General features: G+C 34.7%; 23 protein-coding genes. 6 read left to right on the forward strand and 17 right to left on the reverse strand.

Annotation, left to right across the window (positions count from 1 at the left end; genetic code table 11):
* The 6 genes from ACFSAH_RS02115 to ACFSAH_RS02140 form a co-directional block, all read right to left on the reverse strand.
* Window positions 1-2,349 (reverse strand): DUF7507 domain-containing protein (locus ACFSAH_RS02115; protein WP_465269664.1); only part of this gene is annotated, 2,349 nt, incomplete at its 3' end.
* Window positions 2,350-2,675: 326 nt separating this feature from the next.
* Window positions 2,676-3,779 (reverse strand): helix-turn-helix domain-containing protein, encoded by a 1,104-nt coding sequence (locus tag ACFSAH_RS02120; RefSeq protein ID WP_379661038.1) that lies wholly within the window; start codon window positions 3,777-3,779, stop codon window positions 2,676-2,678.
* Window positions 3,773-4,876: a helix-turn-helix domain-containing protein gene (locus tag ACFSAH_RS02125; protein WP_379661039.1), complete on the reverse strand. Its 1,104-nt coding sequence runs from the start codon at window positions 4,874-4,876 to the stop codon at window positions 3,773-3,775. The genes ACFSAH_RS02120 and ACFSAH_RS02125 overlap by 7 nt, the downstream gene beginning before the upstream one ends.
* A 324-nt stretch (window positions 4,877-5,200) precedes the next feature.
* The gene (locus ACFSAH_RS02130; RefSeq protein WP_379661040.1) at window positions 5,201-5,638 is read right to left on the reverse strand and encodes a hypothetical protein; all 438 of its coding nucleotides are present in this window, start codon (window positions 5,636-5,638) and stop codon (window positions 5,201-5,203) included.
* Window positions 5,635-6,855, reverse strand: a complete 1,221-nt coding sequence (locus ACFSAH_RS02135; RefSeq protein ID WP_379661041.1) for an ABC transporter permease — start codon at window positions 6,853-6,855, stop codon at window positions 5,635-5,637. Before ACFSAH_RS02135 ends, ACFSAH_RS02130 begins: the two co-directional genes overlap by 4 nt.
* On the reverse strand, window positions 6,852-7,496 hold the full coding sequence (locus ACFSAH_RS02140) for an ABC transporter ATP-binding protein (RefSeq protein ID WP_379661042.1): 645 nt from the start codon (window positions 7,494-7,496) through the stop codon (window positions 6,852-6,854). Before ACFSAH_RS02140 ends, ACFSAH_RS02135 begins: the two co-directional genes overlap by 4 nt.
* Before the next feature lie 358 nt (window positions 7,497-7,854).
* Here ACFSAH_RS02140 and ACFSAH_RS02145 point away from each other — a divergent pair, with 358 nt between their 5' ends.
* From ACFSAH_RS02145 to ACFSAH_RS02155, 3 genes are all read left to right on the forward strand, one after another.
* The gene (locus ACFSAH_RS02145; protein ID WP_379661043.1) at window positions 7,855-8,289 is read left to right on the forward strand and encodes a hypothetical protein; all 435 of its coding nucleotides are present in this window, start codon (window positions 7,855-7,857) and stop codon (window positions 8,287-8,289) included.
* Between the two features lie 103 nt (window positions 8,290-8,392).
* A complete protein-coding gene (locus tag ACFSAH_RS02150; protein ID WP_379661044.1) occupies window positions 8,393-9,733 on the forward strand; it encodes a sigma-54-dependent transcriptional regulator in 1,341 nt (446 codons plus the stop codon).
* Window positions 9,734-9,947: 214 nt separating this feature from the next.
* Complete coding sequence (locus tag ACFSAH_RS02155) at window positions 9,948-10,919, forward strand: alpha/beta fold hydrolase (RefSeq protein ID WP_379661045.1); 972 nt, start codon at window positions 9,948-9,950, stop codon at window positions 10,917-10,919.
* 63 nt (window positions 10,920-10,982) lie between these two features.
* Here the strand turns inward: ACFSAH_RS02155 and ACFSAH_RS02160 are convergent, their stop codons facing one another.
* The 8 genes from ACFSAH_RS02160 to ACFSAH_RS02195 all read right to left on the reverse strand — a co-directional run bounded on the left by ACFSAH_RS02160 (window position 10,983) and on the right by ACFSAH_RS02195 (window position 17,705).
* Window positions 10,983-11,477, reverse strand: a complete 495-nt coding sequence (locus ACFSAH_RS02160; RefSeq protein ID WP_379661046.1) for a thermonuclease family protein — start codon at window positions 11,475-11,477, stop codon at window positions 10,983-10,985.
* Window positions 11,478-11,602: 125 nt separating this feature from the next.
* Window positions 11,603-11,947, reverse strand: coding sequence for a hypothetical protein (locus ACFSAH_RS02165; RefSeq protein ID WP_379661047.1), 345 nt, complete (start codon window positions 11,945-11,947; stop codon window positions 11,603-11,605).
* 6 nt (window positions 11,948-11,953) lie between these two features.
* Entirely contained in the window at window positions 11,954-13,219 is a 1,266-nt protein-coding gene (locus tag ACFSAH_RS02170; protein ID WP_379661048.1) for an SPFH domain-containing protein, read from the reverse strand.
* 6 nt (window positions 13,220-13,225) lie between these two features.
* A complete protein-coding gene (locus tag ACFSAH_RS02175) occupies window positions 13,226-14,959 on the reverse strand; it encodes a hypothetical protein (protein ID WP_379661049.1) in 1,734 nt (577 codons plus the stop codon).
* Window positions 14,960-14,974: 15 nt separating this feature from the next.
* A complete protein-coding gene (locus ACFSAH_RS02180; RefSeq protein WP_379661050.1) occupies window positions 14,975-15,793 on the reverse strand; it encodes a GIY-YIG nuclease family protein in 819 nt (272 codons plus the stop codon).
* Between the two features lie 3 nt (window positions 15,794-15,796).
* Window positions 15,797-16,180 (reverse strand): hypothetical protein, encoded by a 384-nt coding sequence (locus ACFSAH_RS02185; protein WP_379661051.1) that lies wholly within the window; start codon window positions 16,178-16,180, stop codon window positions 15,797-15,799.
* Between the two features lie 69 nt (window positions 16,181-16,249).
* Window positions 16,250-16,687: a DUF6591 domain-containing protein gene (locus ACFSAH_RS02190; RefSeq protein WP_379661052.1), complete on the reverse strand. Its 438-nt coding sequence runs from the start codon at window positions 16,685-16,687 to the stop codon at window positions 16,250-16,252.
* A gap of 439 nt (window positions 16,688-17,126) precedes the next feature.
* Window positions 17,127-17,705 carry a DUF4230 domain-containing protein gene (locus tag ACFSAH_RS02195; protein WP_379661053.1) on the reverse strand — a complete coding sequence of 193 codons (579 nt, stop codon included), beginning with the start codon at window positions 17,703-17,705 and terminating at the stop codon, window positions 17,127-17,129.
* 309 nt (window positions 17,706-18,014) lie between these two features.
* On the opposite strand from ACFSAH_RS02195, the gene ACFSAH_RS02200 reads away from it, so the two are divergent.
* The 3 genes from ACFSAH_RS02200 (at window position 18,015) to ACFSAH_RS02210 (ending at window position 20,472) form a co-directional block, all read left to right on the forward strand.
* Window positions 18,015-18,158 (forward strand): helix-turn-helix domain-containing protein, encoded by a 144-nt coding sequence (locus ACFSAH_RS02200; protein ID WP_379661054.1) that lies wholly within the window; start codon window positions 18,015-18,017, stop codon window positions 18,156-18,158.
* 951 nt (window positions 18,159-19,109) lie between these two features.
* A complete protein-coding gene (locus ACFSAH_RS02205; RefSeq protein WP_379661055.1) occupies window positions 19,110-19,538 on the forward strand; it encodes a GNAT family N-acetyltransferase in 429 nt (142 codons plus the stop codon).
* 130 nt (window positions 19,539-19,668) lie between these two features.
* On the forward strand, window positions 19,669-20,472 hold the full coding sequence (locus ACFSAH_RS02210) for an aspartate dehydrogenase domain-containing protein (RefSeq protein ID WP_379661056.1): 804 nt from the start codon (window positions 19,669-19,671) through the stop codon (window positions 20,470-20,472).
* Between the two features lie 150 nt (window positions 20,473-20,622).
* On the opposite strand, the gene ACFSAH_RS02215 is transcribed toward ACFSAH_RS02210, so the two are convergent.
* The 3 genes from ACFSAH_RS02215 to ACFSAH_RS02225 all read right to left on the reverse strand — a co-directional run bounded on the left by ACFSAH_RS02215 (window position 20,623) and on the right by ACFSAH_RS02225 (window position 24,741).
* Window positions 20,623-21,540, reverse strand: a complete 918-nt coding sequence (locus ACFSAH_RS02215) for an NAD(P)-dependent oxidoreductase (protein WP_379661057.1) — start codon at window positions 21,538-21,540, stop codon at window positions 20,623-20,625.
* Between the two features lie 218 nt (window positions 21,541-21,758).
* The gene (locus tag ACFSAH_RS02220) at window positions 21,759-22,169 is read right to left on the reverse strand and encodes a putative signal transducing protein (protein WP_379661058.1); all 411 of its coding nucleotides are present in this window, start codon (window positions 22,167-22,169) and stop codon (window positions 21,759-21,761) included.
* A gap of 88 nt (window positions 22,170-22,257) precedes the next feature.
* Window positions 22,258-24,741, reverse strand: a complete 2,484-nt coding sequence (locus tag ACFSAH_RS02225) for an ATP-binding protein (RefSeq protein WP_379661059.1) — start codon at window positions 24,739-24,741, stop codon at window positions 22,258-22,260.
* Window positions 24,742-24,808: the final 67 nt, after the last annotated feature.

The raw sequence follows: 24,808 nt of genomic DNA on the forward strand, positions 1-24,808 counted from the left end.
TGCGACAAACACAGGAGTGATTCCCACAATATCATCTGTTAAAGAAACATTACTTAACGTGACGGTACCTTCATTTTTAACCTTAAAAGTATAGGTTATAACATTACCTAATTTAAAACCTCCTGTTGGCGCAGCACTTGCCGTTTTCACCAACGTAATCTTACTGGTTTGTACAACAGGAGTTTCTGTTGGATCATCATTGGTTGTCGCCGTTCCTGATTTATCTTCTACATCATTATTTAACGGATCTTTTGCTATTACCTTTGCCGTGTTTACTGCCTTGCCTGCATCTACATCTGTTTGCTGAATGGTATAGGTTGCGGTATAAGTCCATTCTTCATCGGGACTTAATTTATTATCGCCCCCTATATCACTGGCTGCGACAAACACAGGAGTGATTCCCACAATATCATCTGTTAAAGAAACATTACTTAACGTGACGGTACCTTCATTTTTAACCTTAAAAGTATAGGTTATAACATTACCTAATTTAAAACCTCCTGTTGGCGCAGCACTTGCCGTTTTCACCAACGTAATCTTACTGGTTTGTACAACAGGAGTTTCTGTTGGATCATCATTGGTTGTCGCTGTTCCTGATTTATCTTCTACATCATTATTTAACGGATCTTTTGCCTTTACCTTAGCAGTATTAACTACTTTCCCTGCATCTACATCTGTTTGTTTAATAGTATAAGTTGCGGTAAATGTCATATTTGCACCAGGAGCAAGTGTTGTTGCGGCATTAAATGCCGGGCTGAATGCACTTAATCCCGGAAGATCATTATCTTCTATTCTGATGTCGTTTAAGATTACGGTTCCTTCGTTCTTTACAATGAAGGAGTAGGTTATGACATCGCCCAATTTGAAACCTCCAGCTGGTGCAGTACTTGCTGTTTTCACTAGTGTGACCTTGCCAGGTTTTGCTATTTGAGTTTCTGTTGGATCATCATTATCAACATCAGTACCTGATTTATCCTCCACATTATTATTCAACGGATCTGTTGCCCTTACCTTGGCGGTATTGGCTACTTTACCTGCAGTTACATCTGTTTGTTGAATAGTATAGGTTGCGGTATAAGTCCACTCTTCATTGGGACTTAATTTATTATCACCACCTATATCACTAGCTGCAACAAGAACAGGGTTGACACCCGTAATATCATCTGTTAACAAAACATTATCTAAGACTACTGTTCCTTCATTTTTAACTTTGAATGTATATTCTATTGTACTTCCTAAAACATACCCCCCTACCGGAGTAGTACTTGTTACAGCCTTTACCAAAGAGATTGCCCTTATTATCCCGGCATTAACTTCCAGATTTCTAATTTCATGAATATTTAAACTGTTACCCGTAGACGAAGCGAAACCTGCTTTCAAATTCTGTGGGATATTAACGTCATCAATAGCATAATGAACATTCTTTAAGACATCTACAGTTTTACCCAAACTTCCCACATATACCTTAACGTTAATAGTAAAGCCCGAATTTGGAATATGAGGGCTATTTTTCTCTATATCAATAATAACTTTCCTGTAATTAGCATCTGTTTGAAGTGGTCCCCTTGCATTTGTAGAAATAGAAAATCTATCACCTGCAGGAAGCAGGTAACTCGAAGCAGGTTGTCTTTCAACTCCCCCACCTCCCAAGTTATTAGTTAATCTACCATCAATAAAAGGATAAGCACCTGCTCCTGATCTTCCACCATCACCATTAGGATCAAGAGGGTCAATAGCCCCTCTTATAGCTATTACACCATTACCCTGTATCTGACCTGCTGTAATTACATTACCTAGAGCATTTTTTATTCCTCCATTTCTATCCTCTGTTTGCGTTGCCCAATTGCCATATTCATCTAAACCTATGGCAAGGAAACCGCCATTCATTCCTGGTCCGTTCCTGGTATCACCTATACTATTAGGATTCCTGTATTGTGCATATCCTAAGGACCCACCAAACCTTCCTTGCTCAACGGGAGATATAGCTGCATCAAAAAGAAAAAAAGAAATACCGTCTGCACCGGGAGCGTTATTTGTGACTGTAGTGCCGTGACTAAAGTATTCAAATTCTACAGTTATACCTTTTTCAGAAGGGAAAGGCGTATCTATATATGCATACCCTGTTTGAGTATTAACTGCATTGGTTAAACGGAGATAACCATCATTAACAGGGTCACCACCTACAACTCCACTTGTAAGATAAGCAGAAGGACTTCCGCCCAAAACTATCCCAGTTGCATCGCTTTTCTTAAAACTATTTACATACGGAAATTGCGCATACGAACTTATGCTTAATAGCATAGCGCATATTAACAACATACTAAATCGTAACTTTTGTATCATTTTCATATTCATTAATGATTTTAAAATTCTCAGCATTAACTGAATAGCAAATTTGCCTATTCAACAGACTTAAACATGTATCATTTACGTGGGATGTACGACATATAAAGTGGGACAACAACCTATATAACACTGTTTTTCAAAAAGATACTTCAGGAGTGTTCATTAACTAAAAAAGGAGGATATGAAGCATAATTTACAGACTATTTTATACCCACCGTCGACAGGATTACAAAAGTTTATGGGTATTTTAAATTATAAAAAGTCTAGCTAAATTTTAGTAGAGAAAAGAAAACATAAAAAATGATTTTCTATTCATAAAGGTATTGACTCTATTGATGTTCAGTCCTAAATTCGGAGGGTGTGCACCCCATTGAAGTTTTGAAATATCTATTGAATGAAGCTTTTGAATTAAAACCACTTTCTTCTGCAATAGCTTCTATGGTTAATTCACATTCAGGGTCTGCCAGTAATTTACAAGAAAATTCTATCCGTAAATCATTGGTATAATTATAAAAACTTTTACCTAGGTACTGCGTAAACATTTGCGTTACATGATGTTTAGGCACTTTCATCCTCTTTGCCAATAACGATAATGACAAATCTTTATTCAGATATAGTTTCTCTTTTTCCATAATCTCATGTAGTTTTTCATGATAACTAAGAAAAATATCTGCGGTTAAAGTCGATTTCTGATAAGGCTGTAGCTCTGCCTGCATATTCTCGTTTTTATTTTCAGGTGCATTTATCTTTATCCTCAATTGCCCAATTAATCTGTTTAACCTGAACTGAAAGATAAAAGCTACGGAAATTAACATAATGGAGTAAACAATAATACTGGGAATATTAGAATTATTCACTCCCTGCTCTCCTAAAGTTTCGGTATAAACAATAATTAAAAACAGCAGGGCTACCATAATCATCAACACAGACAAGATGGAGAAAAAGTTTACAACATCTTTATATTTTACAATATCAACATTCCCCATTTGCCAAATACCCCATAATACATAGGCAATCATAGAAAGAGGCACAGTTATGTGCAATATTAAGATATAAAACTCGCCTATTCCACTATATATTACGGAGTTTATCAACAGATATGAGTAAACCAAAAATGCAAAAACAGCTGGCAATAAATGCAGTAAAATTGTGCGAAACATGAGTTCCCGCTGTAACATCATTGAAAGACCAAAGTATATAAAAGGGCCATAGATGAGAGCATAGGGGGCGGTTTCCCTTAAATAAACGTTAGCCGATAAAAAAAAAATCACCAAAAAAGCATGAGATACCTGTACCAATACTGTCACCATAAATACACCTACCAGTTTATCTACTGTACTTAAGGTCCCCTTAAGGTTCTTTGAAAGCTTGATAAGCGTATAAAGGGCGGTAGCCGACAGTATAACGATACTTATCAGCACTATTCTCAGCATGTTGCAACTTTATATATTTTTGGTTTCAACAATAGCCTATACTCAGAGGGTGAATACCCTGTAATCTCTTTAAAGTATTTATTGAAAGATGTTTTGGAGCTAAAACCACATTCATAAGCCAATGCTTCTATGGTTATATTATCTTCTTTATTTATACACTCTAAAGCATAACGTATTCTATATTCGGCAATAAGTTGATAAAAGTTTTTCCGAAGATATACATTAAATAATTGAGAAAAATGATGCTTATATATACCTGTTTCTCTGGACAAAACATCCAAAGATATTCCCGGATTCAGATATATATTAGTATTATCCAAAACAGACATCACCTTATGAGCATATTCCTTCAGAACATCTTCCCCCAGAACACATTTCTGGTAACGAAAAGAATCTGCTGCTGCCATATCCGAAACAGAGTTAACCATAACATCATTCACTATTCTTTTCTTCTGTTGAAAGGAGGCTTTAGCAGCTATATAAGATCTGATTAAATAAAAAACGATTAAAGCACTACTGGCTACCAATAAAGCATAAACCAACAAGCGGATATCAAAACCCAGCACCATTGATTTATATATAACCATACTTAAAAAGAGGATAAAAGCAGCATTGAGTATACAAACCACATTTAATTGCATAATAAGCATGCTTACTCTGGAAGACAAACTTCCTCCCGGTCGTTTTTGCTGAACATATACTATTATGGGATAAACAGTTAATGATAAAAATGTTATCACAAAATAGGTCAGGTAATATAATAAGGCATATCCTTCTATTGAAACACGAACATCATATACTTGTAGAACCAATAAGTAGGATATTGTAAACAACAAAAACGGAATAAAATGCAGACTTTTCTTTAGGGATGTGATTTGCGTTTTTTGATGAGAGTTACTAGCCAAAAACAAAAACGGTCCGTACAGCAACGAAACGGGTATACCTAATTGAAAATAAATGCAAAAGCCATGCATTACTGACATAAACAATATAGCCAGTAAATAATTGTTAAAATTGGGTTTTTCTTTAATCGCCATCAAAACATACCCAATTACAACTACGCTTAATACAATATTCCAAAGTATATACTCAGTCATAAAAGTGCTGTAAAATATGCTCTAAATATTTCAGGGCATTCTTTAATACACACATTCTCTTTCATTATAATTTTGGTCAAATAAAAAGAATACGCAACCATTAGATATTAATAATCATTCCATAATTGAGGATGATGAAACCACAAGCACTATAACATGGCTTAGGATGCGGTTTTAAGGTTTAACCCTTTATAATGGGACTGAGATATTTTTATAACCAGGAGAAAAAAACACAACAATAGCAGGAAAAAATTCCCCAACCATATCTTTTTTTAGTATAAAACATAAAAAACTTAGGAATCATAAAGCCATATTAGTCCATCGTCATTTTTTTAAGCGCGTTTTTTGTAATTGGAACGACGCTCCATCCAGCTCTTTGTTTATTTTAAGTGTGCCTTCCACCACTATAGGTTTTGTAGTGTACTTAATAGGCTCCTCCATAAAAACCTCCACCATTTCAGGAATATCCCCTTCTCCACAAAACTGACATTGTGCAATGGGCAAAACCGATAATAGAAAAGTTTTATGCATGGTTCCTGTTTTTATGGGGACTATATACCCAGAAAGATATATCTGTTTTTGATCCAAAGCACTAAGAGGAGCAGGATAATAAGGTTCATACGAACCGGAACTTGCTTTTTTGATGGTACGGGTATTAAGAATTTCCCAGTATTTATTCATCATAGGCGTATGATCCGGAGCTTGTGCCAACAGCACATTTCCATAAAAAAACAAAAACAGCGATAGTATAACCTTCTTCATTTTTCTGATAATATTTTTGAGATATCTGACCGATAAGCCTTTAAAGCCGGAAAAACAGCAGCCAATATTCCTATTATAAAACTAATTAGTAAAAGATAAATTTCTTCTTTTAGAAAAACAAAACCTGTAAAAACATTTTGTCCCTCTTCTAAAGAACTTCCCAAACATTGGACCATAATATGTCCCATAATCATTCCTATTGCAGCCCCCACGGTCACCAATAATATACCCTCCAGAATAATCAGTAAAAAGACTTTTGAACGGGAAGCGCCTAAAGTTCGCATTAATACCAGATCTGGCTTTCTGCTTCGTAAAGAAACATACAAATTGATAAAAACACTTAATACTGAAATAAAAATAATCATATAAGCCAACCAGCTAAAAGCTTCTACACCTACACCCACTATAGAAAACAACCGGGCACTTTCCATTGCCGGTGATGCTATCTGCATACTGGTATTGTCGTTTACGTATTTAGGAAAAGTGACTATAGAAACCGGCGATTTATACTGTATCAGCATAGATGTGATTTCTTTTCCTTCCATTGCATGTTCTTCAGCATGTCCATCATGATCATGGTTGTGGTGATCGTCGTCTTCTCCTATACCATGCATTAACCAGATACTTTCAATATTTGTAAGAACCAGATGATCCACTACATTATTTTGTTGTTTTAAAATACCAGCTACTCTATACGGATGCTCTTCATGTACATCATCTGCAGAACTTAACCCATGAGACCCGTGGATGGTATCTCCCACCTTAATCCCCTTCTTTTTTGCGATATCGGCACCAATAGTAACTTCAAAATCTTTATTCCAAAAATCACCTTCTTGTAATTCCAAATTATACAGGTTTACAAAATTTTCATTGGTTCCTGCAATACGGTAACCCGAAAAATTATCGCCTAATGCCAGCGGTACCCAAAGCTTTACTTTTGGACTGCTGGCCACTTTGTAAGCTTCTTCATAAGAAATATTACCTGTTGGAAAATCAACATAGTAAATACTGCTTAAAATTAATTGCATAGGGCTTCCTTTAGCCCCCAAAACCGCATCTATTCCTTTTGCATTTTTTTCCAGATTATTGGAAAATTGATTGGACAACAATAGCAAAGCGGTAATAATTGCCACGCCAAAACCAACAAGAATGAGGCTCAACAAAGAGCTTAACCATTTTTCTTTTATTGCTTTAAGCGCTAAATAAAAAACACTCATGGGGCAACCTCTCCTTCCAGACTGTAAATATTTGAAATTAAATCTTTCACTCGCTTATCATGTGTAGCAACTATTAAACTTGCCTGTTCGGCTTCAGATTGTTCTATTAATAAAGAAAGTACTTTATCTGTGTTTTTATCGTCTAAACTAGACGTAGGCTCATCTGCAATAATATAATTGGGTTTATTTAATATTGCTCTGGCTATAGATAAGCGTTGTAACTGTCCTACACTTAAACTATTCGGATATTCATCTTTTTTATCCAGAATTGCCAAACGGTTTAATACCTCATTTATTCTTATCTTATCTATCGTCTGATTGGCAAGTGATTGCGTTAACTTAAGATTTTCGGTAACTGTAAGACTGGTTAAAAAATGTGGACGTTGAAATACGATTCCTATTCTTTCTGCCCTAAACTTATCTCTTTGCGCTTCTTTCAATCCATAGATATCTACATCATCAATCCATACTGTACCTCCAGTTGGACGCAAAAGTCCTGTCATAATGTTAATCAAAGTAGATTTTCCGCTACCAGATTCACCCAATATCAGATAATTATGGTTTCGGGTAAACTCTCCTTCTTTAAAACCAATCGTTAAATTTTCAGAATAGGTATGCGAAATATTCTTCAAAGCTATCATACCCCTAAAATACGTTTTTATATAAAATCAGCGGATAAAAACTAAAAAGCACTACTTCATTTGACTTTTCATCAAGGTATATCATAGCTTATAATTCGGTTCTCCCTATCCATTCTACTCATGCCACACATCACAATTATTCAAATTTCTGCTTACATACTCAACAATCTGTAGAAACATTCCACAAATACAGAAACACACCACAAACACACAAACAACTAATAATCAACATATTAGACAAAACAAATCTTCTTGGCACCATTGTGTTATATACTTTGGCATACTTCAACTGTTAAACACAGCAACAAGTAGTAAAATAAAATAATTGGTTAGTATAAAAATTTAAAATTTTAGAATTATGAAAAATTTCATTTTAACAGCAGCAGCCCTAGCATTTGCAGGAATTACAATGACAGAAGCAAAAACTATTTCTAACAATAATTTTTCTTTGCAAGACACAGTAAAAAAAGATACAGTAACTACCCCTGCAGATACCACGAAGAAAGAAGCAGGTTTTGCTTACGCAAATGAGCAAGAGCCTACAACTTCAAATGCAGAAGCTACACAAGAACAAGCACCTGCTGCAGACAATCAGGATAGAAAAGAAGTAAAGTTAGATGAATTACCTGATGCAGTTAAACAAACACTTACTGCAGACATCTTTAAAGAGTGGATTCCTCAAACAGCATATGTAGTAAATGCTAATGGTAGCGAGCACTATTTGATTGAAGTTAAAAAAGGTGAAGAGCTAAGAAGTATCAAAATTGGTACGGATGGTAAAGTAGTAAACTAACTTTCACTACAAAAACACATCATAAACAATTAAACTATACCTTACAAAAGCCGGATTTCGTCCGGCTTTTGTATTTTTGCATTGTTCCCTTTTAAGTCAACGTATGAAAAAAATATTAATCGTTGAAGACGATTCTACATTCGCACAATTATTAGATGGATTTTTAACCAAGAATAATTTCGCCACTACTGTGGCTAATTCTGTTAAAAGTGGGTTACTACATCTTGAAAAAGATTCGTTTGATTTATTACTACTGGATTACAGGCTACCCGATGGCATAGGTTTAGATATTTTATTAAAAATAAGAGCCCATAACAATCATGTTCCCGCTATTATTATGACCAGTTTCAACGATGTGCGTACAGCAGTAAACGCCATGCGATCTGGTGCATTTGATTATATTACCAAGCCGGTAAATCCGGATGAGCTACTTATGATTATTGGCAATGCACTTGACAAGAAACAAGAAGTAAAAAAACAAGCTACAGAAACCGTCGAATTTATTAAAGGTGAGAGTATAGAATCTGAAAAACTTTACAAGTATGTAGACCTGGTAGCCCCAACAGATATGTCGGTACTTATTAATGGCGAAAGCGGGACAGGAAAAGAACATATTGCTAAAACCATACACTTAAAAAGTAATCGCAAAGACAAACCTTTTATTGCCATAGACTGCGGTGCTTTATCTAAAGAACTAGCAGCAAGCGAATTATTTGGCCATATAAAAGGTGCTTTCACCGGTGCATTAACCGACAAAAAGGGTCAATTTGAAGCTGCAAATGGAGGGACTTTATTTTTGGATGAGGTAGGCAATTTAAGTTACGATGTTCAGGTAAAGTTGTTACGTACCTTACAAGAAAAAACAATTCAGCCTGTGGGCAGTACCAAAATACTAAAAGTCGATGTCAGGATTATTACGGCTACAAATGACGACCTTAATGACAGCGTAAAAAATGAAAACTTCAGGGAAGATCTTTACCATCGGATTAACGAATTTAAAATTCTAATGCCACCTCTTCGCAGCAGAGGAAAAGATTTGGAGCTTTTCATAGACCATTTTGTAGCAACTTCCAATAAAGAATTAGGCCGAAACGTAAAACATATTTCTCCTGAAGCCAAGGCTATTCTATTAAAATATGATTGGCCAGGAAATCTACGCGAACTAAAAAATGTTATTAAAAGAATGGTGTTACTTACCCAAGGAGAAGTTGCCGATATTTATGCACTTCCCGAAGAGATGACGGAATCCATGAATCTGTCTGGCTCAACTAAAACGGATACCAGTAACATCACCGGGCTCAAAGAAATTAACGAGGTTAACGAAAAAGCACTCATTATTGAAACTTTAGAAAAAGTACGTTACAATAAATCCAAAGCAGCTAAAATGTTAAATATAGATAGAAAAACACTCTATAATAAGATGGACAGATATGGAATTGAGTAATTAGTCTCTATTATTCAATCCAAAAACATACTTATTCCTTTTTCCGCAACAAACAGCACCATTAATCTATCCAATAAATAGGCCCCAGAAGGGTCCTTTTTAATATATGCCCATAATTTACAGAAGGGCAGTATAAACTATTCTAAACATTTCTGTAAATTTGACATAACAACCTGATTTATTAACATATACCACAATTTAACACCTTGTTTTGATGAAAAAAATTAGCATATTTTTGGTAATAATCCTCATCATCCATAACACTTCTATTCAGGCAACTTCTCAAACAAATAACATGAAATATCCATGTAGCACAGGTACAAACACGAATGAGAATACTTTCGATATTCCATATGACCATGAAAAAACAAATTATTCACATATGAAAACAAATAGTTCTGCTCCTGTAAAAAATGGTTATTCTGATGTAAACGGAATAAAAATGTATTACGAAATTTATGGAGAAGGAAAACCTTTAGTTTTAATTCATGGTGGTGGTTCAACTATACAAACTTCATTTGGAAGAATCATCCCTTTACTAGCTTCACATAGACAGTTAATTTGTGTTGAGCTGCAAGCACATGGACGAACCAGCGATAGAAATACAGTCATTTCTTTTGAACAAGATGCAGACGACGTATTTGAGCTTTTGAAAAACTTAAACATCCATAAGGCAGATGTTTTGGGGTTTAGCAATGGAGGAAATACAGCCTTACAACTCGCTATCAGACATCCGGAAATATGCCATAAAATAATAGCAGGTTCTATCTTGTTAAAGCGAGAGGGAACTTTTCCGCAGTTTTGGGAGTTTATGAAAAATGGAACTTTTGATCAGATGCCGCAGCAATATAAAGATGCCTTTCTTCAAGTCAATCCTGACAAAGAAAAACTCATGAATATGTATCAGAAATGCGCCGATAGAATGAATAATTTCAAAGATTTTCCTGATGAACAACTAAAATCTATTAAAGCTCCTGTGCTTTTAATTAACGGAAGCAGCGACGTAGCCACACCTGAACACATTGTTGCTATGTCTAGGATAATCCCCAATTGCAATTTGGCGATTATCCCCGGTGGACATGGAGAGTACATAGGAGAAATAACAACCTTAAAGCCAGATTATAAAGAAAGCGATTTTATTACGCCTATGATTGAGAGTTTTTTTAGTAAAAATGAGATTAAATAATACTCTTTGAAAGATATATACATTTAAAATTAAGCACTCATATCCTCTACCTATTATTTAATTTCAGTTCCATAATCCTCGCTTGTTTTCCCTTGCTTGTGTCTGCAATTTAAAAAACAAATCTGCGTATTTTACATTGGGTGGAATAGTCATAACCACAGCATAACCATTCTGAACCAATTCTGCATTTACAAACGTACCATTTTGCAGATAGACATAAGCCAACGTTCTTCCGTAGCGATCTAAAGAATCTACATCAGAAACAAGCTTCACATATTTTTCTGATAACAGCGTTGTAAGATAGGTCTTTGCTTCCTTTCCAAAATAACCAATTTCCTTTTTACCGGTTTTCCTGGATTCAGGCGCATCAATACCAATTAAACGAACCTTGATATCTTTTTCTGCGCCATTATTTGCCCAGAATGTATCTCCATCTACCACCTTGGTAACATAATAATTATTGTTTTTATCTTGTTTATAACCGTTTGCTTCATTACAGGAGAGCGTTGCAGTAAGCAAAAATAGAATGATGGGTATTTTTATGATATGGTGTCGCATGTTGTGCAAAGGTAAGCTTGTTGTAAGAGTTTTATGTGATTTTTGAGATTGATTATCGTTGGTTAACGCTGACAGGGTTCACAAACAAAGTTAAAAATAACCCTGTCAGCGTTATGAGTAAGAATTTATTGTTTTGATTGTGATATGGAATAAGCAACAAGCACATATATTAAAAATAAAATTCCATTTATAATTATATAAAGAGGCATATTAAAGTTTATATATATAAAAACCAGATTACTTACTAAAGAAATAAAAAAGAAAATAATTGAAACTGTTCTTACTAAAGCAACTGTTCTTGACAGGTTAAAACTAATACCGATAGAAAACAATAACGTAATTGCCAAAAACAAGAAGCTTCCAATAACCAATACTCCTTTGCTTTCAGTAGAATGAAAACTATAAAAACCGTAAGCGATTAATCCACTTACAGCTAATGCAATAATTGATTTTACAAAATTCACTTTCATAACTGATTAAATTGATGGTGGAGGCGGAGGAATTACCGAAAATAAACTTGCTATTTCTGGAACATTGCCCGCCAATTCCCAACCAGACATTCCCGCTTTCCAGACATGATAGTTTGCGGTAAATTGTCCGTTTTGGGCATATTGTTTTAATTGCTCCAGATTAAAAGGACCGGATTGTTGTCCGTTAATGGAAATATGATAATTTGTTGCAGGTGGAGGCGGTGGCGTATTGTTCATATTCCCCATCATCCCTCCCATCTGGTTTCCCATAGCTCCACCAATCCCCATTCCTACCATCATACCTGCTACATTCATACCTCCTCCACCTAAATCTACAGTCCCCATAGCTCCCAAATTCTCGGCGCCTGTTTTCAATACATCGGTTTGTTGATTCAGTTGATGAACAGCAAAGTTTTTACCCTCAACCCCCAATTCCGTATCTTTTCTTTGAATACGCATGGTTTCTTCAAGGTTTGTAATACCAATATCAGTTTGAGCTTCAGCAAATTTGGTCTGCTGATCTGCTGTTGTCCTTTTAAGCTGCTGATAGTGTGGATGCTCTTTATTCAACTCGATAGTTCCAATGTCTAAACGTTTTAGATTTACGCCAAAATGTTCTTCCAGTTCTGCTTTTAGCTTAGACTGTACGATCTCGCTGATTTCATCAATTTTTCTTTCAATCTGCATTACAGGGATGTTATTGTCCTGCGGAGTATTTAAGATAACAGATTTTGCCTTTCGTTGGAAAAAATCTTTGATTTGATTTTTAAAATCTTCTAAATTGAAATTTAGAAGCCGGTTAAGTTTAATGAAGTTTTTGTAATCAGTTAAATTGAATGTTAATGTACCACGCACAGCGCAGGGCACACCTAAATCTATATAACGAGGGTCGTAAATATCAAAATAAGGAATACCAAATCTGATCTGAATATTGCCTGACAGATTAATAAAATAGATCTCTGCTTGAAATGGTGAACTACCACCAAATGCCGTACCTACAATATTGGTAAGGATTGGAAAGTTTGCTGATTTAATGGTCTGGTCATATGGACCTTCTATAAAATCCTGTATTGTACCGTTATTTTGCTTGTAGAAGAATACAGCAAGTTCTCCGTCTTTTACACGTAAACTGCTTCCATAACGGATAGCATTTTCTTTGTTGGTGGAATTGGCAGAGCCTGATGATCGCCATTTCCACACCAAATATTCCTGCTCATCGCAACGGATTACGTCCATTAATCCGCCTTCTTTTTTGCTGCTAAAAAATGTCATGTTATTTTAATTTTTTGGAAGTAATTTTTTTAAACCTTCTTGATGATATTCATTAACGCTACTTATTATCCTCTTTGCAGATTTTATATCCCCTTTTTTAACGTATGCTAAAACAAGAGGCTTAGCAACATCACCCATACTGGTGTTAACGTGATGCCCTTTACTTAAGTAACTTTCAGCTTCTTCTAATAGATTCTGATCTACTAATGCTTGCATAACTGTTATTGCTAAGTCTCTAATATGATATCCAACTAATCCTTCATCGTTAGCATGAAGTATATAATATTCTTCCGCTTTTTTTGCATCACCTGTATTTATATATTCAAGTACTGTTTCTCTAATTGTTTTCTCTTCTTCAATTCTTTTGTCTCCTTTATTAGGGAGAAAAAAGATACTTATTGCTATGATGACTATTATACTGTAAGAGACATATTCTATTTTCCTATTTTTATTACGTTTTTTTTCAGCGTATGTAAGCTCGATATTGAGTTCTTCTAATAAGAGCTTTACTTTTTTGTTTTCTCCGAACAAAGTTCTTGCAGTTCTAGCGTATTTTTCAAATATTGCTTTAAGAGAACTGAATGATTTTTTCTCACTCTGGCTTTTATTTTTGTTTTGCCGACTTCTTATAATTGCTATACTTACGAATATTAATAGGATTGATAAAAGAATAAGAAAATCACTAGTTATTCTATAACCTATTATAAATAATATAAAAGTCAATATAGGAACAGTAATATGAACATGTTCATACAATGTTGCGAAAACATTAGGTTGCTTGATTGTTTTTATCTCAACAAGAGTATCTTCAATATCAGCTATTAAATCTTCAAGACTTTTTTCAGAACCAGACGAGCTTCTTGTCGCACCAATAACGAAATCACAAGAGGGGCAGACTTTACTCAATGCAGGAATTATATCATTACAGCTCGGACATTTGATAACGTTATCTTTTTGAGCCGAACCAATACCCTCTTTTTGTCTTAAATGTAATTTTGCTTCTAATATAACTTCCAGTTCGTCTTGCTCTATACCCAATTCTGTAGCTTTTTTAATTAAAACCTGTTTTTCCTGTTCCGTTACAATCCCATCTGCTAATGCTAATTCTATTAATTTATCTAGTTGATTTCTGTTTAATTCTTTATTTTCTTTTAGAAGTTGAACATTATTTTTTGTTGGCTTTTTATTGGGTATTCTCGCTTCTAATACCATCTCAAATTCATCCAAATCAATACCTTCTGCTTCTGCTCGTTTAAAAAGTACCTGTTTTTCTTTTTCTGTTAATTCACCATCAGTGATAGCTATTTCTATTAACTTTTCTAATTGACTACTATATAGATTTTCACTCTCTTTTGAGACAGGTGGAATGTTAGAAATAGATGAAATAACAGGTGCAGGCGGGCTAAGTTTCTTAGGATGCTCAGCCACATGTGCATTACTATGTATTATTGTCGTTTTCGATTCTTTTCTTTTTCTATCTATCGTTGCTTTAATCTGTTTTACTTCCTCTTTTGTAAAACCATGTGCAAAAGCCTTATTCCCTTGATAATACAATGTAATACTCGAAAAGCCAATCATAGGCGTGTTAATCTCAACCGCTGTAATGTGCTCATAGTTCATAAATTTAGTTTTCCCACTTAAAAACCCGGGAATTTTCACAGTAACTCCATTTTCTTCAAGATGAATTTCAGCAGGAAAAATTTTGTTCCCATCTGATAGTCTCGATGCTGTATATTTCATTATATGTATTAATAATCAATTCTTATTATATCCAAATTTTCTGCTCAACAGTACTTCTTTCCACCAGTTTTCTCGTTCTCTAATAATTTTTTCATCCGTTGTTGATTTAAAAATATCCAGAATTGAATAGTGAAAGTTTTCTTTGATATGGTCAAAATTATTCAGTGCTATTAGCTCTATATTTCCACCGTGTCCCGTATGGATATACGATCTCCAACGGTTTAAAATCATATTATCTCCATAAGCCGAGCCGACATACTGTTTACCATTAGAGGTATCGGTTATCAGATAAACACCTTTTTGGTTTTGCAGAGCTGTTTTCCATGTATCTTTCTCTATAACTCTTGACAGTTCTTTCCAAGAAACATTGACTTTATCATAACCCGGGAAAATATCATTATCAAAAGTATCTGGCAATATCTGGTATATTTCACAATCGTCCATTACGGATTCTGCATTGCGCACCATATTTTGAGATTTGTTTTTGAATCGTACGATTATACGACCGAAATATTTTTCATATTCGGTAAGCGTTTCATATTCGTAACCAATTCCATTAAGAATTTGTAAATCTTTAGTTATTCTTCCAATATGAAATAGTAGCCAGTAGTTTTCATTGCTTTTTATTCGGATAAAACCAATTGTAATTTGTCCTTCTCTATACGATTTGTTTTTGTTATAATTCCAATATTGCCCTTCAAGTAGGGTTTTTATTTCATTATTTTTGAAGACCTCTATCGGGTTCCAGTTATTCGCAAACATCAGATTAAATCTGATTTTTACATTTTTGATATTTTCTAATCGCAGAATATCATTTAATTTGATTACACTCATAACCTATTTCTTTTTAACATTCGATACAATCACCTTTTTATATTCCGCTATTTCCTCTGTAGCATAATTAATCAATATCAGTTTTGTGCGGGTTAACTCGCTAATTGTCCATACATCATCAAAGCAACCCTTACATTTCACAAAAAGCCCGACAACATCAATATCTTCTCCTGTTGGCTTGGTTATCTGATAAGGTAATCCCTGCTCTAAAACACCATTCTGGAACTTCTGGAAAAAAGATGTTCCCTTTACCCAAAAAGTGTGATTTTGATATTTTGGCGTAATACAGATCCATTTACCTTGAATGTTTTGATAAGCCGTTGTTTGTGCCTGACCAAAAGACGTCACACTGAATAATAAGAGACATAATATGTAAAAATATTTCATGATACTATAATTTTACAAAATGAGGGCATTCAGAAGAAACTATTCTCCAAACGCCCCCTTTTAATCTAGCTACATTTCGGCAGCAGCTTTCATTAATTTAGTTTGCAACTTCATGTATCTAGCCATTTGCGAAGCCGAAAGTTCGTTTTTGGCGCTTTCCATTTTTTCCTGTAAATCCGTTGCTTTTTGCATATATTCTGCATATTCAGTCATTGCAGACATATCTCCTGCTTTAGCTTTTTTCATGAGCCTAATATACTGGTCTATATATCCTTCGTAACTATTTAGAAAGGCCTCCCAATTTTCTTTTGAAGAAGCAGTTTCTACCTCCGAAGTTTCGGTGTCTTGTGCAATTTCGTCTGATGAACTTTGTACAGAAGGTTCTTCCGTAGTTTCTTCTGTTAAATCGGTTGTTTGTGTTTCTTCTTTATTAGAATTTCCACTACAAGAAGTTATTATTGCAGCCATCAATGTAATTGCCGTTAATTTTAAGTTTTTGATATTCATTTAGATTACCGTATTAGAAAGTTGTTTATTAATAAGTTCTTATGCTTTTCAATCGGTTTTACCTAAAAAGTTTAAGGAGGAATTTTCATAAAAAAGCGGTTCATAATTTTCATTTGGATAATTGGGTTTATCACATAAAAAAAGCGTAGGCTAATTCCCTTAATTGCTTGTTTCAGAAGCCCGACCAAAGGCTATAGTACAAAGCAAAAGGAACGCCCACGCTTTACCGCAGGCGCTTCTACCTTTACTTTCCTGTACTATATTGAAAAATTGGTCGTATTTCTGAAACAGGAAATTTTAAAGCGAAACGCTAATATTTTATATATCTATTCGTTTAATTTATTTCATTCATTAATAATTTTAACCACCAAAGATAAAGTTTTAGTAGTATAAGTATCAATTATATATACAAATATTTACCTGAGATATTGTGTCTAAATTATCTAAACAAAACGCCTACTTTTTTATTTGATAGCTTTTCTACCAAGGGTTTAAAAATCAAAACGGCATTCTCTTTGGTCTTATCCATCAACTGCATTTGCCTGGCATTATCCAACAGTTTCTGTTCTGCTATTTTATAAATTCCCTCCACCATATCTTTGGTATCACTTGGAAACCAAACACCAGAAACGTCATAAACTTTAGATTCTTTATGATCTATTTTCACATAACAGATTTCTGGTTGCGGAAGATATAAAGTAAGCGAATCATTATGAAAAGTAATATCCTCTTTAGACACTTTTGTTAAATCTATACAGCCTACTACTTCGCCCACTGCTACAAAAAGTATACGCTCATCTGGAAAAAATCGCCTTACCTCTTTTTTCTCAATAACATCTTTCATGGCATATTTCACCAGCTCCAGCTTTCCCATACTGGTAATTTTACTAACCATTACATCTTCTGTAATTTCTGTTTTCACTTCAAAAAGCTGTTTCTTGAAATAGAAAAACATAAAAGTAAGGGCCGCTAAAAGGATAATAAAAAAAGATAGGGATAACGCAGGTCTGAATTTCATTTTTATATTACTTTGATAACTCTACAACAAATATACACTGGTTTATGTTTATTATTTCAAACCTTTTTCGGATATAAAATTAACTCTTATATCGTAAAAAACAGGTCAATCTTTTTTCAAAACAATAAAAAGAGAATATTTTCACAGAGGTCATTAGATAACCACCTACTATTTTACAACTTAAACTATTAACGTTTATGCATTATAGTCAATACATTCCCATATACGAACTGTCTTCCTGTTTTTAATAACAGGAGCCAATAAATCTTCTGCTGTACCCTTGTCGGCAAACAATCCGTTACTCCCGAAATGACTATCAAGCTCGCCACAGGTTTCAGTAATACAACACCCGAATTTTGGTTACAGGTACAGGATAATTACAACCTGTTTATTGCAAAGAAAAAAGTAGATACCAAATCTATTCGGGTTTTCTGGAAAGCTGCTGTACTTTAAATACTCAATGGAAGGCCGGAATAATACCCGAATAAAATACCTGGAGAACAACAGAAAATTGTCTTTCGGGGATCTGTTCCCACCGCTCTTATGAAAGAAGTTTAATTTCGTTAATTTTCAATTCTCCACTTCGCTACGTTCCATTCGAAATAACACTTAAATTAGCGGATGACACGCCTTTTTACAACCTACCATATTTCATCCACTATTGATTAATTATTTAGTTACTATTATGTCTTTTTTTAAAGAGGAATAATAGTGAGATAATAGAGGGTTTATAGAGGGTTCATAGAGGTAAATCTCTATAAAACCTCTATTTTAACACGTTTATATTTAAAGCTAAATACTATAATGAATATGTTTATAAAGAAAGCTTCAAAATGAAGAAGCCCACACTTTCAGGAATACTATTAAGTCTGGCTAAGAAAAGGTGCTCTATCCCCATCTTAAACGTGTTTCAAGATCTTACTTCACTTATGAGAAGGTACTGCCAATAAAACAAGTACGCTATTTTAATTACCGCCCAGTTTCAAGAATATTTTTGCCAAAAACATTATTATAGAAAATGCCAAAACATTCGTTAGAATTGGGACATACCAGAAACCGCCTATGCAAAATTTCAACCTGAGGCATGCAATTATTAATAGCAAAAAGCTATTTACGACTCGGGATGTAGAAAACATCTATATCAAAAAGGTGAAAATGACTTCTGAAAAGCATATTATCAAGCGAATTAATGTCAGCAATTTGAAATTTGACAAAGTAATTTTACAACATCCAAAAGATGAAATTGCTAAAGAGTTTTCGGACACATTCTCAAAAGACATCCTTTTTATAAGAACGAGGAGAAAAAAATAAGCTGTTAGAAGTAACAGAATGGCTGTTTAGAGCATAAAAAATTAGTATAAAAAGTTAAAAGTTCGTTTCTTCGTATCAACCAAATCACTTTTAATGACAATTAAAATTCTAACAAAAAAAGACTTAAATGAAGTCGTCAGCAAGCGGATTTCTTCGTTGTTCAGACAACTTTCAACCTCAAAAAAACAACAAGAACTGTCCGCCCTGCTTGATCAAAACAATTTAACCATTGCAGCCTACATCGAAGACACTGAAATATTAGGCATTGCTTCTTTAGGTTCCTATAAAACTATTTCAGGTTATAAGGGATGGATAGAAGATGTTGTTGTTGATGAAAATGCAAGAGGTAAAGGTATCGGCAGAAAATTAATCGAAAAACTTTTAGAAGTAGGCAATCAGCAAGGACTTACCGAAATTCTTTTGTTTACCGAAGAACATCGGCAAGCTGCCATTCATCTTTATGAAAGTTTAGGATTTACCCAGAAAAACAGCATGATCTATAATCATAAACTGGCTGTTTAAAAAATCGGCTAAAAAGTTGAAGTAACTTTTTAGCCGGTTCTCCTTCCCTAATTTCATACAATAGTAAACATTTATCCTGCTTAGCTATTAAATTATGGATTTTATATAAAAAAGCTTATGTTGCCCGCTTATGGAAAGAAAAACACTTGCTATTGTGGGCTGTGGTAGACTTGCCACGATTATTGCCGATGCTTTAAATTCGAATTTATTACCAGAATATCAACTGGTTGCTACTTACTCCAGAACGTTAGAGAAAGCGCAACGCATTGCCGAAATGGTAAATTCCGAATCACAAAAGGACAACCCCTGTAAGGCCTGTACTTCTATTGACGAATTATTGGCTGCTAAACCCAATTATATTATTGAAGCGGCTTCGCCTGACTCTATGAGGGCTCTTGCCTTACCAGCCTTAAAAAATGGTTCTTCAATTGTCACTTTATCTATTGGTGCTTTTGCTGACGAGAACTTTTACGAAGAGGTAAAACAAACTGCCTTAGCTAATAATGTGCGTGTGCATTTAGTTTCTGGTGCGATTGGAGGATTTGATGTTATGCGCACAGCAGCTTTAATGGGAAACTGTACCGCTACTTTTGACACCGAAAAAGGGCCTAATTCTTTAAGAAGATATGCCGTTTATGATGAGTCCCTGCAAACGGAAAAAAGAACTGTTTTTAAAGGGAATGCTAAAGAAGCCATTGCTCTGTTCCCAAACAGTGTAAATGTTTCTGTAGCGGCATCCCTAGCTTCTGTTGGCCCCGAAAAGATGAAAGTTTCTGTAACTTCTACTCCGGGATATATTGGCGACAATCACCGTATAGAAGTTAAAAACGAACAGGTACGTGCTGTTATAGATGTTTACAGTTCTACCGCTCAAATTGCTGGATGGAGTGTAGTAAACGAATTAAGAAATATTGTTTCTCCTATTGTTTTTTAATATCTGTTAAAAAATATCATTTCGACCATCAGGAAAAGCCCCTTTTTGTTATATTCCAATTAGAGATTTCTCCCGATAGTCGAAATGAAAATGGATTTCATCACCGTCTCCATTACATACAAGAAACGGTAATAAAATCCCTCCCTATTTTTAGCCTTTTACTGACTTTTTATAGGTTTCAATATTTGCTAATACTTTCTCGCTTAAACGATCAAAAGCTTGACGGGTGCGCCCTACTGATACGCCCATATAATTCACATGAGGATGATTGATAAACTTCTCATTTCCTAAAGCAATTAAAGTATCGCAATACAATACATTATCCTCATCAATCCATTTTGCAAAAGGTTCTTCATCCCAAGCTGGCGAAAGCCCTGTATTGAACATGATTTTCCTATTGCCCATGGCCTCAAATTCTTCTTCATGAAGCAATACCGTATTTCTGTTCAAACAGTTTACAATCACTTCACTTTCTTTCACTAACTGTTTTAATGGTAAAAATTTATACCCTTTTTGTTTTGCGGCTTCTTTTTCTGAACGAGCAAAGTAAGAAATTTCTGCGCCTAAAAATTTCAATGCATCGGCAATCATCCCCCCCGACACACCTAAGCCAACAATACCTACTTTAATGCCGGTAATTTCTCTTGGAATACCGTCCCACGGTTCACGAGGTGTACCATCATTTTTAGTTCCAAACCCATGTAAACAGCGTACCAATTCGCTTATTACGTACTCTACAACTCCTTCGTCTCCATAATCCCTCACTCCTAAAACAGTAATTCCTCTGGAATTTGCATACAGAATATCTACATTCGCACTTTCTGGAGTGTATAACGAACAACACATTCCGATATACTTCACATTAGGACATTGCTCTAAAGCATCTTTTCCTAATCTGGATGTATAGCTGATTAATACCGCATCTGCGTCTCCAATTCTTTTAGCCATTTCATCCACCGACCCTGGCATATCATCATACATCACTACCTCTTCTGCATAATCAAACAGCGCTTTTTCCGCTGAAGGAATCAAATTCAAAGGCTCTACGGCAACAAGTTTCTTAAACATGATATTTTTTCTAATTATTGATGTGTGTAAACAGGTAATGGTAGCAAAACTTTTAAGAAAAAACAAACTAAGACTTTCAAAACTGCACTTTTCGTTTTCTTTTGACAATCCTATGCTCAAGTACAAATGGTAAAGTTCAGATTTTATACAATATTATCCTTACCGCTACTTAGCAAACTCCAAGCTCTTTAATCCTATGCCACAAAATTAGTTTCGGCTCAGTTTTTAAACTCGCAATTGCAGATTTTGCATTTGTAAACTGTTTTATAATAGATAGGAAATACCATAAACAGAAACGATACCGCAGCAGATAATATCCCTTTTGTTCCTTTCATAGATTTATATCCGACATATAAATTGGAGGAACCGCATTCCGGGCACTGAATAATATTCCCTTCCTCATCCGTAGATTTACTGTTATCAATGTCCCGAATAATTTCAAGTGCCCGCCCAAAATCTTCTTCTCTAACTTTAAGCTTTATTCCTCCCAAACCAACATTATAAAGCGGATTCATAGAAATCATATTATCATCAAATATGAAACAAGCGATTCCTTCACTTTCTAATTTTGTTCTCAATAAATGGGCTTCGATCGAATTATCAAATACCTTTGCTATGATTAAATTCATCCTCTATGTTTTTGGTCGTAGTGCAAAACCTGCTTAAGACTCCAAACAGTTTCTTAAATATACATAAAAACACAGAGAAACCTTACAGTTAATCTGGCTGGTATTTTCTTTTAATGTAAGAAATAATACTTTCTATTTCAGCTCTTAACGGTCGTATTTCTTCCCATATACTTTCATCAGGATGCTCATTAAAACGATGTTCAAGGTTTCTGAGTTTTTCTCCTTGTTCTTTGGCTCCAAACTGCGATAACCTGCCTGCTAATTTATGTACAACCATTCCAGCGTCTTGAGTTGATTTCCGATTTACCGCATCATTCAACTCATTTAAATCCCGCTCCGTATCTGCAATTAGAATATCAATCAACTTTTTGAGCTGGGCTGTATCTCCAAAAGTCATTTTTTCAATTACCGAAAAATCCAGGTCCTGCTCCCTAATCGCATTTTCTCTGTTTAATACTTTCAGCAAATCGTTCTCTTTAAATGGTTTGTTCAACACGTCATCAAATCCGCTTTTCAAAAGGGCTTCTTTTTCCTCAGGCAGTACCTGAGCAGTAAGTGCATAAATTTTTACAGTTTCCGGTAAGCTTTCCCGTAATTTCCGGCAAAGTTCTACGCCGCTCATTTGTGGCATTCTAATATCGGTAAATACTATTTTTACCGACTCGTCCCATTCAGCATCCAACAAATCCAGAGGGTTATAAAAACATTGATGGTTAACACCATAATTAGTTAATATGGTAGAGCAAAGATCCACTATAAAAGGATCATCATCCACTAACCATACCTTTCCTTCAAAATCTATTTTTTCTCTTGAATGTACAGTTTGCTGTATTTCATGAGGTTCCACATCTTCATACTTAAGGTAAACAGTAAAAGTAGAACCTTCTCCCAATTTGCTTCTAACACTTATTCTCCCGTCTTGGCGCTCTATCAATAATTTAGTAATAGAAAGTCCCAGACCGCTTCCCTCCTTAGTTTTATCAGCACTCTCTATCCTTTCAAATTCATTAAACACCCTACTTACATCTTCCGGAGACATTCCTAATCCGGTATCCTCTACCACAAACATAAAATGCAGATCTTTTCCCTTTCTTTTACAAGAAACATTCAATGCTACATGCCCTTTATCTGTAAATTTGATGGCATTTCCCACCAAATTATAAAGTGTTTGCTTTAAGCGGAAAGCATCTCCTTTCACATATTCAATATCCTCTATATCAAAGTCAGAATATAATTTTATGCCTTTTTTCTCTGCATGATATTTCAACACAGAAAAAACTTCATTTAATACAGTATGGATATTAAAAACAACAGGTACAATAGCTATTTTTCCCGACACAATACGATTATAATCAAGAATCTCATTCACAATCTGCATCAGGTGCTCTGATGAGTAAAATATGGCATCTATATGTTTTTGATCTATCTTATCTTCATTTTTAATGAGTTCAGAAAAACCGATAATGGATTGCAGAGGCGTTCTTATCTCGTGGCTCATATTAGCCAGAAACCGTTGTTTAGCCTGACCATGATATTCTGCTTCTTCTTTTGCTTTTTCCAGAGCTTTACGGTAAGCATTACTTCTCGAAATATCTTTCAGGATTAAGTACAGTAAGATTAAAGTAATGGAGAAGAAAACCAGAATAATAATGGTTATTTGCTTTACCCCTCTATTAACAACATCATTTGCTTCATTATTTTTTTGCTCAATTTGCTTAACGGCTTCGCTTTCTACCTTTCTCAACACCGTCAGCATTTTCTCAATAAGCAAATCACTGGTATAAATTAAAACAGATTCTCTGCTTTGGAAAATTTCACTTTTTTTGCGCTGATCTTTCTCTATGGACTGCATAGTCTGGCGAAGTCCTTTTAACAAACTATCCTGCTTTACCAAAGGAACTGTATCCAACTTTACATTGGTTTCTTCATTAATAATATTATAGCCCTTATCATTATCCTCGCTTTTCTTCTTTCCAAAAAGCTTATTAAAAAAACCTCTAGGCTGTTCTTTTTCCTTTTTCTCTTCCAGGTTATAAATAGTTGTCTTTAAGGTTCTTTTTTCCGATTCAAGGATAGTACTATCGGTTTTTCTGGAGCTTTCTTCTACAATTTGATTTAAAGATTCTACTTGTTTCAGAAAATCTTCATTATTGATAAACCCCTCACGGCCCTTCAGATAATTGATATACAGTTTATCTCTATCCTGCAACAGTACCTTCATAGAGGCTATCCGGTTAAGTTGCAACGTATCGGAAGCATACAACTGACTGAGTGTATCTATAATCAGATTTATTTTTCTTGATTCGTCCAGCAGCTTTTGATAATTCCCAGGATTACTGAGTGCTTGTGCCCGCTGAAGCTGATCCAAACTAAATAGCTCCAGTGATAGTTTATTCACTATACGTAAACGCTCGGTAGGTTCAGATATATTTTTTACGGTAAACAATATATCTGTAAAAGCTTTTTTAGCACTAAACCATGCCAGTCCAAGCGCAAAAAAAGCCAGAATAGACGCTATAATTATCTTTCCTACTACCGATTTTACAAATACTTTCTTTTCGGTTTTCTCCATATCCTAAAGATAATATCGGGATTTCACTGGCCAATATACAATTATTTAAGTCGTTATAAATTGTAGA

The sequence above is a fragment of the Pseudopedobacter beijingensis genome (genome assembly GCF_042678145.1).
Taxonomy (GTDB): Bacteria; Bacteroidota; Bacteroidia; order Sphingobacteriales; family Sphingobacteriaceae; genus Pseudopedobacter; species Pseudopedobacter beijingensis.